Raw genomic sequence first — 13,463 nt, 5'->3', positions numbered from 1 at the left:
AACAGGAAGTTGTGATTATTTAACAACACCCGGAGTAGTGTAAGGTAAAGCTTGTGGGTTAAAGCTTGTCCAACCGATAGTCCAGTCGTCAGCACCAAAAGCACCTCTGTAAGCAACTTTATCAAAGAAAGGATCGTTCAATTTTGCATCTGTGTATAAAGCACCAGCAGCAGCAGCCGAACCAGCTTTTACAGTAAATACCGGAGTACCTGGGTTAGCATATTCTGCAGCGTATTTGAATGGATCAGTAATAACAGCGTCAGCATATAAAGCAGCGTCAAATGTATTCTCAGCTCTCAGCTTAGTTTCAAAATCAGATTTATTTTCACCTTTAACTTCGGTTAACTTTTTATTGCTACCGTAAATAAGGTTGTTAACAAACACCAAACGACCGGCAGTATAGTTAATTGACGTAGCTTTTGGAGTAACAACTTTTGAATCATCAATATAGATACCTTCAACAAAACCGGCAAATACCGAATTGAAAATACTTTCAGCAGAGTTACGACGAATTTGAGCAGCGTGCTGATAGTTAGCGTTGATGTTAGGAGAGGTTGCATTTGCAATTGGGCCTAACAAAGTCATGTTAGAAAATACTGCTGCTGTTTGAGGTGCATCATTAGTACCTGTACCATCGTTATCTGATTCAAACGCGTTTGAACCTGAAATATCGGCAATAGTAGGGTAACGTTGGCTCACACCAAATTGTACCTTACCTGAAAAACCAAAGTCAGTATCGAAATCATCATCAGTAGAACCAATAACAACTAAGTGTTTAGCATTAACTGTACCACCAAACCACTCGATACCGTCATCACCTGAACGGAAAACTTGTACATAATCAACAGTAGTACCGGCACCAACACCACCGAAAGTAACACCATTGATCTCGTTATCCGGTGAAAATGCGATACCTGCGTATTCAACACGAACGTATTTTAAAGTACCTGAGTTATCATTAGCATCAGTACCACCATATTGGATGTATTTAGCAGGATCACCTTTTGCATCTAAACCACCTTCAATTTTAACACCTTCTGCTTTGTTAACAGGAGCTTTACCCAAAAGGATCAAACCACCCCAGTCACCAGCCTGACGTGTACCGGCAACAAAACTTGATGTAAATACAATAGGTTTCTCAACAGTACCAATTGCTGATATTTTAGCGCCCCTGGTAATGGTTAACGTACCTTTTGATACTTTATCACCTTTTATAATAGTACCCGGCTCAATAGTTAATGTTGCGCCGTTAGTTACATAAACAAATCCTTTAAGCAAATAAATTTTATCGGCTTTCCAAGTAGTACTGGTAGCAATATCACCACTCACTTCAACCACATTACTTACCGGGGTTTTAGTAGTATCAGATGGAATTATCGGATCGATAGTACTGTCTCTATTACTACAAGCAGTGATAAATAGACCTGCTGATAATGCTAAGAATAATAATTGTTTTTTCATTTTATATCTCTTTCAATTTTAATGTAAAGGAACTTCAACATTGTTAAATCCATGTTAAAACGGATTTAACAATGCATTACCATATTGTTATTAGAATGTGTAATTAAAGGTTAGTGAGATGGTTGAACCGGCCATGTATCTCTTAAACTGTCTGTCCCCATTGTTAGGTGTGTAGGTTTTGCTGTTATCATTATCATAATAAAAAGCATTTTGCTGATTTAAGATATCGCTTGCAGCAAGTTTGAGCTCACCTTTGTTTTTTAATATTTTATAACCCAGTTGAAGATCGATCACGTCCCTTGGATTTTCCCAAACGCTTGGCAATTTTGAACCGCCTGCATAAAATATCCTACGGCCAAGTCTGTTATACAGCGCGTTAATAGATAGCTTATTGTTGAATGCCATGTGTTGTATACCACCGTTTATTACATAAGGTGACTGACCAACAAGTGGCCTCTCCTTTTCAAGCGGATTACCCAATTCAGGATTTTTAACGTTTGATTTTGTAACAGATACGTTGGCATATACTGTAGTGTTCTTATAGAAATTCTGATCGCTTAAGAAATCAAGGGTTTTCCTGGCTTCCATTTCAAAACCGTACACATAAGCATCCCTGTTAAAGTATGATATGGTAGTTGATGAGTTAATATCATCAATGTATGGCTCAATTGCGTTTTTGAATTTTTTGTAGAAGGCCGAAACCGAGAAGATTTGACCGGCTGAAGGATATAACTCGTAGCGCAGGTCGAAGTTATCGATAAGCGTTCTTTGCAGGTCTTTATTACCTTCTTGCGTAGCCAATATCTCGTAATCGTAGTATGAGAATGGTGCCAGCTCCCTAAATTCAGGGCGGGCAAGCGTGCGGTAATATGCTGCTCTTAAATTAGCTTTCTCGGTTAAGTTATAAGTAAGGTTAATTGAAGGCAAAAGGTCTGTTTTTTTCAATTGTGCCCTTGGTTGCGATTGTGTAAGGTCTTTAGTGTCAAGTTTCAGATCGAACTGCTCAACACGTAAACCATATACCGCTCTGAATTTCTCGGTGATCTTGTTATCTAACATGGCATAACCTGCGTTAGTTAAGCTGTGCGCTGTATACCTGTCGTTAGGGTTAGGTATTTCATCCAGAGTATAAATACCTGAATTAATAGCGTTTTTACCGAACAATGTTTCTATAGGGCGCTGAAGTATCGCTGAAGAATTAGGATCGTTGGTATTGATAACCAAACCAATGAAACGGGCATCGAAACGACGATCGCGGTATTGAGATGAACCACCTACTTTAAAAGTACTGGTTTGACCAAACATTTTAACCGGCAACCTGAAATCAACTTTACCGGAATAAATATCTTCTTTCAGGTATGAAAAGAACCTTGTATTAGCTTTACCAATACTGGTTACACTGGCGTAGTAAGGATCGCCGGCACTTTGCTGAATGTAGTTTACTTTTCTTTGATCCGGCTGATCGTTAATGATATTACTGTAACCCAGGTTCCAGTTCAGTTTAGCATTTTTTGATCCAATTTTGTGCTCACCCTCTAAAGTTGATTTTAACAGGGCCTTTTGCACAAGGTCAAAAGCGTAAAAACGGTTATCGTTGCTGCTGCTACCTAAGTTAGGACCGGTACGGTAAGTAAACACATCATCGAAAATACGATTGTATAAGTTTTTGAAGGTTATTTTGGTTCCACCGAAGCTGTAGCCAAAGTTAGCCAAAACACCTACGTTAGTCGAAAACTTGTACTGGTTATCCAAAAAGTTAAAGTCATCATAGTTTCTGATGATGTTTGGCGTAGTGGTTTCAGCGTTACGATAGGTTAAAGCGATAGTAGTACCGAAGCGATTTTTGTTTTCGCCTATTTCCTGTACGTTACCTAAAGTGAACTGGTAGCTCTGACCTAAAAACGCGTTTTTATTGTATACATTAAAATTGTTGTTTAATGAATTTATCGCTTGTATGTTTTGGGTCGGGGTTAACTGGCGTAACGCAATTTGATCGGTAGTTGGGAAATTGTTCAACAACTTACGTGCACCACCATCAAAACCAAAATAATCGCTGGTATTGCGGTAACCACTTTGGAAGTTTTTAAATGTACTTGCCGTATTGTAGCTGTAACCTGCACCAATAGTTACAAAGTTTTGATCAGGGATATCTTTAGTAAAGATTTGTACAGTACCACCCGCGAAATCGCCCGGGATATCAGGACTTGCAGTTTTGGTGATGGTGATGTTATCAATCAAACTTGATGGAACAATATCAAACGAGAAAGCCTTGCGGTTAGGCTCGGTACTTGGCAGTGGCGTACCATCTAACAAGGCGTTGTTATAACGATCGCTCAAACCACGCACAACAACAAACTTGTTATCCTGTATAGTAGTACCGCTAACGCGTTTTAAAACGTCACCTGTAGTTCTGTCCGGCGATCTTTTGATAATCTCTGATGAAATACCATCAGATACCGAAACGCTGTTCTTTTGAACCGCGTATAATGACGCTACTGACGCTTGTCTGTAAGTTGCTTTAATAACAACCTCTTTAAGCGCTTGCGTACTGGCTTCTGCCAGGGCCACATCAAGGTTGGTTGCGCTGCCGCCTTTTACAACAACGTCAGATATTGATTTGCTTTGGTAGCCAACATATTTTACAATTACTGTATAGCTTCCTGCTTTAAGATCGCTTAATGCGTATTGACCATCAACGTTAGTGGCGGCGCCTTTTGATGTACCCTGTATCAATACAGTAGCACCAATTAAGGTTTCACTTGTCTTTTGATCTATGATCTTACCGACGATTTTACCCGTCGATTGCGCATATAGATTTGCTGATAATAGGTTTACGACTAATAGCGTAAAAATTAAGGGTAATAGTTTTTTCACTTGATTTCTTTTTATCAAGGGCAAAACTATTAACCCAATGTTAGCTGAATGTTAGTTTGCAATTACCTTAACATAGTCATAATGTTAATTTGGTGTTAACCAAGCTTAGAATTTAACACCAAGTTTGTTAACAATCAGGTGCCATAGAAATATTGGAGCGATAGCAAGGCTTTTCAATTGCTTGCCTATGTTTGGTTTAGTGGTTTCCATATTGTTACCGACTATTATACCTATTAACGATAATACTAACATCGCTCCGCTTATTTGCCACAGCATGGGACCACCGGCCTTTTGTAATTGCTCCAGTTGGATGATAACATAGCTGAAACCAAATAAGGTGAACAATATAAAGTACGATAATACCGGCGACAGCTTATAGTAATAATAAATGCTTAGTGCGATAAGGAACGATGCCCAGTTGAAGAACCCATTATACTTGCCCAGTATTTTTATATGCGGAAACGGGATTGACCATAACAAACCAAATAGCCCTAAAAAAAATAAGGGTATACATATCCAATGGATAATGTTATTTGCAGGGCTTTGATGGGATGCGCTGTAAGCGGCAAACTCTTTATCAATGGGGCGCTGCTGTGGTTGCGCCGGTTGGTTTGCCGTAGATGTTTTTTTTAACTGGGCCACTTGTATGTATGAAAAAAGCCCTCTTTTTAGGGAGGGCTGTAATGATTATTTTGCAAATGCTACCGACCTGGTTTCCCTAATCACGGTTACCTTTATCTGGCCCGGATAGGTCATTTCAGTTTGTATTCGGTTGGATATATCTGCCGCCAGTACTTCCGACTGGGCATCGCTTATCTTTTCGCTCTCTACTACTACACGCAGCTCACGGCCGGCCTGTATAGCGAAGGTTTTTTCAACACCCGGATATGACAGCGCCAGTTCTTCCAGCTCTTTCAAACGTTTGATGTAGCTTTCAACCACCTCGCGGCGGGCACCCGGGCGGGCACCTGATATAGCATCACACACCTGTATGATAGGCGATAACATCGAGGTCATCTCCACTTCATCGTGGTGGGCGCCTATAGCGTTACACACTTCAGGGTGCTCTTTATATTTTTCGGCCAGTTGCATACCTAAAATCGCGTGTGGCAATTCAGGGTTGTCATCAGGCACTTTACCAATATCATGCAGTAAGCCGGCACGTTTGGCCAGTTTTACGTTAAGGCCTAATTCGGCAGCCATGGTGGCGCAAAAGTTAGCTACCTCGCGTGAGTGTTGTAACAGGTTTTGCCCGTACGATGAACGGTAACGCATACGGCCAACCATACGAATCAATTCCGGGTGAAGCCCGTTGATACCTAAATCAATTACGGTACGCTCACCTATCTCAACAATTTCTTCTTCAATTTGTTTTTTGGTTTTGGCCACCACTTCCTCAATACGGGCAGGGTGAATACGGCCATCAGTTACCAAACGGTGCATAGCCAAACGGGCTATCTCACGCCTTACCGGGTCAAAACCCGACAGGATGATGGCTTCCGGGGTGTCATCAACGATGATCTCTATACCGGTTGCCGCTTCCAGCGCGCGGATGTTGCGCCCTTCACGACCAATGATACGGCCTTTGATCTCATCATTTTCAATATTGAAAATTGATACCGTGTTTTCGATAGCGCTTTCGGTAGCGGTACGTTGTATGGTTTGTATAACTATCTTCTTAGCCTCTTTGGTTGCGGTAAGTTTAGCCTCATCAACAATATCTTTTATTTGCGCCATAGCCTTGCTGCGGGCTTCCTCGCGCAGGTTATCGATTAGCTGGTTCTTGGCATCTTCTGCCGACAAGCCCGCTATAGCTTCCAGTTGCTTAACATGTTCGTTTTTAAGCTGCTCAACATCTTCCTGTTTTTTAACAGCGATGTCGGTTTGTTTTTCCAGGTTTTTACGAACGTTATCTATCTCGCTCTCCTTACGGTTGAGGTTCTCTAAACGCTGGTTTAACGATTGTTCTTTTTGCTTAATGCCGTTTTCGCGTTGCTGAACAGCGTTGTTTTTATTGTTTACTTCCTGCTCGTGTTCGGCTTTCAGTTGCAAAAATTTCTCTTTTGCCTCAAGCATCTTATTTTTCTTTAAGATCTCGGCATTGTTTTCAGCATCTTTTAATATCTTCTTTACTTTGTTTTGCGCTGATACTTCCTGGTCTTTAAATAACTTCCGTAACAGGAAGCGGCCAATCAGCACGCCAATAATGGCGCCTGCCAGGAGGCCGATAATAATATATAATATGTCCATTTTTAAGGTTTATAAATAAAAAAACCGCAACTAAATCTCAAGTCTCATGTATTGAAAAACCTCTTATCAGATTTGGGGATCAAGGGCTATCGTTAAATACACGAAGTAACGTATGCCTCTTACACGATCCGCTGATATTGAAGCGTTAAGTTTTTAATAGTGAAACTTAAGATCTAACTGCGGTTATATCTTAATATGCTCGGTTATGTTTAAAGAACGTTATTACTTCGAGAAAAATTCCGACAGCAGATCATCAAGCTGATAAACTTTATCGGCCACTTCGGTATCCTCCACCGTGACCCTTTTTTCGGCTTTTAACGTAGATGTAGCATAGTGCAACACACACATTGAAAGCAGATCCTGCTTATCTTTAACTGCATAATTCTCCTGATACTCCTTTATGCGGTCGTTGATCAGTTTGGCTGCCCGTCGTATAATTTCTTCCTCTTCCATGTTTACCTTTAGCGGGTAAACTCTGTCAGCAATGTTTATTTTTATTGAGATTTCTCCCATTTGAGCTTTTCACATTCTGCACTACTTCTTCAGTAATACAATACACTTGTCTATTTCCTGCACAAAGTCGTTAATTTTTTGCTTTATGTCAAGACTTTTTTCATTTGTTTCAGAAAACGACTTGGCCAGTTTCAATACACGAAGTTTTTCTTCCAGTTCCGAAGTCTTATTCCTGCTGGTATTCAGTGCTACCGTTAACGATTGATTTTCCAGTCTCATCAAATCGTTCTCTTCCTGCAAGGCAGCACAAAGTTCTATCAACCTTTCGGTTTTATCAATTATATTACTTAACTGATCTGCTACCTGCGACATTCTTTTTTATTAGTTGACTTTATCGAATTAGTGAGTTACTGAATTATTGATTTAGTGAATTGGCGATAGTACGAATGTTTGAACAACTCACTCACTCACTCACTCACTCACTCACTCACTCACTCACTCACTCACTCACTCACTCACTCACTCACTCACTCACTCACTCACTCACTCACTCACTCACTCACTCACTACTTGCGTATCTCCGCTCCTGCTTCTTTGCCTAAATTAATAATTAATTTCTGCATTATGGCATCAATGGCTTTGTCGGTAAGGGTTTTCTCCACATCCTGCAACACAAAGCTCAACGCGTACGATTTTTTACCGGCAGGCAGCTTATCGCCCTCGTAAACGTCAAATACATTTACAGCTTTCAATAATTTACGCTCGGTTTTTTGAGCAATTTGTTTCAGTTGCTCAAAGGTAATAGCCTTATCAATCAGCATGGAAAGATCGCGCCTTACCGCCGGGAATTTTGACACCTCCTGGTACACGATCACGTTTTTACGGGCCAGCGTTAATATCATATCGAAATTAAAGTCGGCATAAAAAACGGCCTTGTCTACATCAACCTTTTTCAGTGCATCGGCAGCTACTGCGCCAAACTTAACCAGTTGCTTGTTGCCTCGGCTGTATTGCAGGCCATAGGCCAGTTTTGAGCAGGTAGCATCGGTAACGGTTACTTCTTTCACGTTAAGGCGTTCAATAATACCGTCAACAATAGCTTTCAGGTTGTAGAATGATACCTCTTTGGCCTTTTGATTCCACTGCTCGGCAGCGCTGTCGCCGGTAATGAAGATAGAGAAACGCTGGGTTTCGGTATACTTATCTTCGGCTACGCTATACACTTTACCAAATTCGTACAGTTTTAAATCGGCACTGCGGCGGTTTTGGTTATAAGCAATAGCTTCTAATCCGGAAAACAGCAAACTTTGACGCATTACATCCAGATCGCTGCTCAAAGGGTTCAATATTTTAACAGCCGCATCCAGGTTATTAGAATAGGCCGATTTGGTAAGCGAGTTCGACAATATCTCGTTAAAGCCATTAGCCGTTAACAAATCCGACAGCATATTCTGCACGATATCTTTCTCGGGCCTTACCGATGTATTTAACGATGCCCTGATCTGTGTAGGGATCTCGATATTATTATAGCCGTAAATACGCAGCACCTCTTCAATCACATCTACCTCACGGGTTACATCCACACGGTATGGAGGAACTTTTAACGACAGCCCTTCCGCTGTTTCGGCAACCACTTCTATATCCAGCGCCTCGATGATCGATTTGATTTCTTCATGCGGAATATCTTTACCGATCAGCCGGATGGCGTTTTTGTATGAAAACTCAACCTCAAATGGTGCAACAGGCAATGGATACAGGTCAACAATATCAGATGTGATAGTACCGCCGGCTACTTCCTGTATTAACAGGGCAGCACGTTTAAGCGCGTAAACCGTCATATCCGGATCGGTACCACGCTCAAAACGGAACGATGAATCAGTCTTTAAGCCATGGCGTTTTGCCGTTTTACGAACCGATACTGAATTAAAATAAGCGCTCTCCAAAAATATGGATGTAGTGCCCGCTGTTACGCCCGAATCTATACCGCCAAATACACCGGCAATACACATCGGCTCTTCGGCGCTGCATATCATCAGGTCGTCGGCAGATAGCTTGCGCTCTACGTCGTCCAGGGTTTTGAACAGCGTACCCTCAGCAGTGTTCTTAACGATTACTTTGTTACCTTTTATTTTAGCAGCATCAAAAGCGTGCAGCGGCTGACCCAGATCGTGCAGTACGAAATTGGTTACATCTACAATGTTATTAATAGAACGCACGCCGATAACTGCCAAACGCTCCTTCAACCATTTTGGTGATTCTTTTACCTCTACCCCGCTGATGGTAACGCCGCTGTAACGCGGTGCCGCCTGTACGTTCTCTACCGTTACCTCAATTGGCGATGTAGCATTATCAACTTTAAATGCCGAAACATCAGGTTTGTTAACACCTATCTTTAAAAAAGCGGCAATATCACGCGCGGTACCCAAATGCGAAGCCGCGTCGGCACGGTTAGGGGTTAAGCCTATCTCGAACAGGAAATCGTCGTTTATTTTAAAGTGATCTTTGGCGAATGTACCTATCACGGCGGCATCGTCGAGCACCATAATACCATCGTGCGAGTGACCAAGGCCAATTTCATCTTCGGCACAGATCATGCCTTCAGATACCTCACCACGAATTTTCGATTTATTGATCTTAAAAGCGTCGCCTTCCATAGGGTACACCATAGTGCCCACGGTTGCAACTACTACTTTTTGTCCGGCGGCTACGTTAGCAGCGCCGCAAACAATTTGCAGGTCTTCGGTACCGCCTACATCAACTTTGGTAACACGCAGCCTGTCGGCATTGGGGTGCTGGGCGGTTTCTTTTACATAGCCAATCACCAAGCCTTCCAATCCACCGGGGATGGCCTGTACCTTTTCAAGGCTTTCCACCTCCAAACCTATACCCGTTAAAATGGTCGAAATTTCTTCGGGGGTTTTATCTGTATGTATAAATTCTTTAAGCCAATTATAAGATATCTTCATTATAGCAAAATGATAATCGGCAAAGATACAATTTAAGCGGAAAGGAGAAAGCGCATCTTTAAGCTTAAAGCGAAAAGCTGAAAGGTAAAAGCAAGAAAGTTATAGCAGAAAAGGGAAAAGCTAAAGGCGAAAGGTTAAAGGAGAAAGCTAAAAGGCCAAGGCGGAAAGGGTTGCCTTTTAGATGAGGTTGGGTGTAATACAAAAAAGTAAGCTATAATGACGGATGCTGTATCCATCACTATAGCTCGGTTAAGCAGCGAGTTCGCTATGTATTTTTGTGATTAGTCTTCATCGTCAAGATCGTCACCATCGTCATCCAGGTTGAGGGTGTACGATGATTCGGCAGCGTCATAAGCTTGTTGCGCTTTTTGGGTTTCGTCCGTTTCGCCAATATCTTCGTTTGTTTCGTCAAAGCCATTGGAGTGAATGTCCTGCTGGCTGGCCTGCTCATCATTTTGATCCAGGGAATCGTCTTGCTGTAATTGGTCTTCGGGCTCTATCATGGTATTAAATATTAGTTGTTTAGTTGTAACGCTGTGCCGTAATTGTTGTTTGTGCTAATTTATAAATGTTAAGTGTGAAATTAAACATTCAAAATCAGAAAATAACTAAACGTACCTAAAGAATTGTCATTAAAACACGCCCCCCTTGGTTGGACTGTATTTTATGTTAGTCTGCTCTTGGCCGCAGGGCCCTATTACTTTTGAGGGCAAAAGTAACATACTAAGCGAAGCGATCTCATGAGCACCGATAAAAAAACAAACAAACAAACAGCGAATAAACCCTTGTCCAGCAAAAGGCTTTTTTGCCATACAAGGCCTTCCCTGAAAAACGTGCAGAACTTTGGGCTGGAACTTTTGCCCCTACTCACTATCCCTTCCCACATGCAACAAGTTCAAATGCCCGCCTTTGCGCTCGAAGCCTCCACAGTTCTGCCCATTTTCGCCCGAAGCTGTTTGCTGACGGGAAACGAAGCATTTTCTAAAGCCCTCTCCCTTGGAGAGGGTTGGGTGAGGCTGGATCCGAAATCGAACATCCGAAATCCGAAATCATAGCAGCCCTTCGTCGCCAAAGCTGTAATAGCCGGTGTCGGTAATTATAAGGTGATCAAGTACATTAATATCCAGCATACGCCCGGCGGCGGCTATCTTTTTGGTAAGGTCGATATCCAGCTGGCTTGGTTTCAGGTTTCCGGATGGGTGGTTATGGATCATGATGATGGCGCTGGCCTGGTGCTGCAATGCCATGTGGAAGATAATCTTGGGGTCGGCTACCGTACCTGATAAACCGCCTTTGCTCACCAACTCCTTAGCCAGCACTTTTGAGGAACGGCTGATGAGCAGTATCCAAAACTCTTCGTGGTTAAGATCTACAAGATGGCGGCGCATAATGTTATAGGCATCCTTACTGCCGGTTACCTGGTCGCGCACCTTTACTTCGGTATCGCTGCGGCGTCGACCGATCTCCAGCGCTGCAATAATAGAGATCGCCTTGGCTTCTCCCACACCTTTAAACTTGCATAGTTCGCTGATGGAGGCCTTGCCGAGTTTATTCAGGTCGTTTTCGTAATGATGCAGGATGCGTTTGCTCAGCTCCACGGCCGATTCGTCCCTGCTGCCCGAACCAATAAGAATAGCGATCAGTTCGGCATCGGTAAGGGAACGCCTCCCCTGCCCGCTCAGCTTTTCCCGCGGACGATCTTCCTCGGCCCAGGATTTTATACTGATCTTATTGTCGTAATTATCCATCAGTTGATCAGGATTTTCAGGATTTATGAATTTTCAGAATTGCAGATGCAAAGTACTACAAGGTTTCGCTTTCTGAAAATATTGAACAGAATTTACTGAATTTGTGAATTTTCAGAATGTTTACAACATGGGCTCCACAGGCACACGCGGCATGCGTGCGCCAGCGATCAGGGTATAATACCGGTCAAAGCATTCTGTAAATTCATAAATCCTGAAAATTCTGATCCAGAATCATGGTACTAAAAAAGGGATAATGCAGTGCACTATCCCTTTCAATATTATTACAAATAAATGTAGCTTATGCTAAACCGTTAACGAATTTAGTAAGTTTTGATTTATTGTTTGATGCTTTGTTTTTGTGAATAACGTTCTTTTTAGCCAAACGATCAAGCATAGAAATTACTTTACCTAAAATTGGAGTTGCATCAGCTTTAGTAGTTGCACCTCTTAACTTTTTGATAGCGTTACGAGTAGTTTTCGCTTGGTATCTGTTACGCAGACGCTTCGCAGCGTTTGATCTGATTCTTTTTAATGATGATTTATGATTTGCCATTGTATAGCTTTGTTATTCTATTATTTTTAAAGAGTGCAAATATAGAATGATATTTTTAATTATGCAAGGCTTTTTAAACTAAAAAACTATCATTACTTATTAACACCTACGGCTTACGTTGTAAATTCTTATTTATTTGTTTATAAAGTACTTGTTTTATTTACATTTATTATAATTGAGCCATGTTTAAATACCGGAATCTCATCGTTTCTTTTACCGGGCTACTGGTGCTGTTACTATGCTCATCGTGGGGTTTCTTTGTACATTACCGGGTAAACAGGCTGGCGGTATTCACCCTGCCAAAAGCCATGAGCGGCTTTTACCAAAGCAATATCGAACTCATTACCGAGCACGCCATCAGTGCCGATAAGCGCCGCTACGTAGATTCGACCGAGATACCGCATCACTTTTTTAACGCCGATGCTTACAGTAAGGCTAAAGACCCATTTAAGACCATCCCTAAAAAATGGAAAGAGGCAGCTGCTAAATATACTATTGATACGCTTAATAAAAACGGCACCCTGCCCTGGACCATCCAATACCAATACTACAAACTGGTGCGGGCTTTTAAAGCACACGATACTACCACCATACTTATCACCTCATCAAACCTGGGCCATTACGTGGCCGACGCGCATGTGCCCCTGCATATAGTGCTTAACCACGATGGTCAACTTACCAACCAAACAGGCATACACGCTCTTTGGGAAAGCCGCCTGCCCGAACTATTGAGCTACAAATTCAATTATTACGCGGGCAAGGCGCATTATATCGACAATCCGCTTACCGAGGCTTTCCGCATTTGCCAAAGCTCATTCAGGAGAGCGGATACCGTATTAAGTGCCGAGCGTTTGTTGAACAGAACTTTTCCGCAGGATAAAAAATATGCCATGGTAAAACGTGGTAAGCGCACTATAAAAGATTATTCGCCTGCCTATTGCATCGCTTATAATAAAGCGCTCAAAGGCATGGTTGAAAGGCGCATCAGGGCATCAATAGTTGATATTGGCAGCTACTGGTACTCCGCATGGGTTGATGCCGGGCAACCCGATCTGAATAAATTAATAGAAAAGCCGCTTTCTGTAAACCAAAAAGCGGCTATATTAAAAGAAGAAGCATTTTACCGAAAAGGCAAAACGCTCTATACCAATCATTAAA

At 42.0% G+C, this 13,463-nt stretch carries 12 protein-coding genes; 2 read left to right on the top strand and 10 right to left on the bottom strand.

Features of this window, described 5'->3' with window-relative positions:
• Positions 1-15: 15 nt before the first annotated feature.
• From ABD894_RS18885 to ABD894_RS18850, 8 genes are all read right to left on the bottom strand, one after another.
• A complete protein-coding gene (locus ABD894_RS18885) occupies positions 16-1,461 on the bottom strand; it encodes a hypothetical protein (protein ID WP_345212635.1) in 1,446 nt (481 codons plus the stop codon).
• A 90-nt stretch (positions 1,462-1,551) separates the two neighbouring features.
• Entirely contained in the window at positions 1,552-4,335 is a 2,784-nt protein-coding gene (locus tag ABD894_RS18880) for a TonB-dependent receptor (protein WP_345212634.1), read from the bottom strand.
• A 105-nt stretch (positions 4,336-4,440) separates the two neighbouring features.
• Positions 4,441-4,977 (bottom strand): Mpo1-like protein, encoded by a 537-nt coding sequence (locus tag ABD894_RS18875; RefSeq protein WP_345212633.1) that lies wholly within the window; start codon positions 4,975-4,977, stop codon positions 4,441-4,443.
• Between the two features lie 45 nt (positions 4,978-5,022).
• Positions 5,023-6,585 (bottom strand): ribonuclease Y, encoded by a 1,563-nt coding sequence (gene rny, locus ABD894_RS18870; protein WP_345212632.1) that lies wholly within the window; start codon positions 6,583-6,585, stop codon positions 5,023-5,025.
• 222 nt (positions 6,586-6,807) lie between these two features.
• Positions 6,808-7,098 carry a cell division protein ZapA gene (locus ABD894_RS18865; protein WP_345212631.1) on the bottom strand — a complete coding sequence of 97 codons (291 nt, stop codon included), beginning with the start codon at positions 7,096-7,098 and terminating at the stop codon, positions 6,808-6,810.
• Between the two features lie 21 nt (positions 7,099-7,119).
• The gene (locus ABD894_RS18860) at positions 7,120-7,410 is read right to left on the bottom strand and encodes a hypothetical protein (protein WP_345212630.1); all 291 of its coding nucleotides are present in this window, start codon (positions 7,408-7,410) and stop codon (positions 7,120-7,122) included.
• A gap of 194 nt (positions 7,411-7,604) precedes the next feature.
• Positions 7,605-10,004 (bottom strand): phenylalanine--tRNA ligase subunit beta, encoded by a 2,400-nt coding sequence (gene pheT / locus ABD894_RS18855; RefSeq protein WP_345212629.1) that lies wholly within the window; start codon positions 10,002-10,004, stop codon positions 7,605-7,607.
• A gap of 281 nt (positions 10,005-10,285) precedes the next feature.
• Positions 10,286-10,507 carry a hypothetical protein gene (locus ABD894_RS18850; RefSeq protein WP_345212628.1) on the bottom strand — a complete coding sequence of 74 codons (222 nt, stop codon included), beginning with the start codon at positions 10,505-10,507 and terminating at the stop codon, positions 10,286-10,288.
• A 237-nt stretch (positions 10,508-10,744) separates the two neighbouring features.
• Between ABD894_RS18850 and ABD894_RS18845 the strand changes: the two genes are divergently transcribed.
• On the top strand, positions 10,745-11,059 hold the full coding sequence (locus ABD894_RS18845; protein WP_345212627.1) for a hypothetical protein: 315 nt from the start codon (positions 10,745-10,747) through the stop codon (positions 11,057-11,059).
• Here the strand turns inward: ABD894_RS18845 and radC are convergent.
• Together radC and rpsT are read right to left on the bottom strand one after the other, a co-directional pair.
• A complete protein-coding gene (gene radC / locus ABD894_RS18840; RefSeq protein WP_345212626.1) occupies positions 11,054-11,752 on the bottom strand; it encodes a RadC family protein in 699 nt (232 codons plus the stop codon). The two genes, ABD894_RS18845 and radC, sit on opposite strands and share 6 nt — an antisense overlap.
• A gap of 298 nt (positions 11,753-12,050) precedes the next feature.
• Complete coding sequence (gene rpsT, locus ABD894_RS18835; RefSeq protein ID WP_345212625.1) at positions 12,051-12,305, bottom strand: 30S ribosomal protein S20; 255 nt, start codon at positions 12,303-12,305, stop codon at positions 12,051-12,053.
• Positions 12,306-12,487: 182 nt separating this feature from the next.
• On the opposite strand from rpsT, the gene ABD894_RS18830 reads away from it, so the two are divergent.
• Positions 12,488-13,462 carry a zinc dependent phospholipase C family protein gene (locus ABD894_RS18830; RefSeq protein WP_345212624.1) on the top strand — a complete coding sequence of 325 codons (975 nt, stop codon included), beginning with the start codon at positions 12,488-12,490 and terminating at the stop codon, positions 13,460-13,462.
• Position 13,463 lies beyond the last annotated feature (1 nt).

Origin of the sequence: Mucilaginibacter gynuensis (assembly GCF_039541195.1) — a bacterium.
Classification (GTDB): Bacteria; Bacteroidota; Bacteroidia; order Sphingobacteriales; family Sphingobacteriaceae; genus Mucilaginibacter; species Mucilaginibacter gynuensis.
This window is presented reverse-complemented; position numbering and strand designations above follow the sequence as displayed.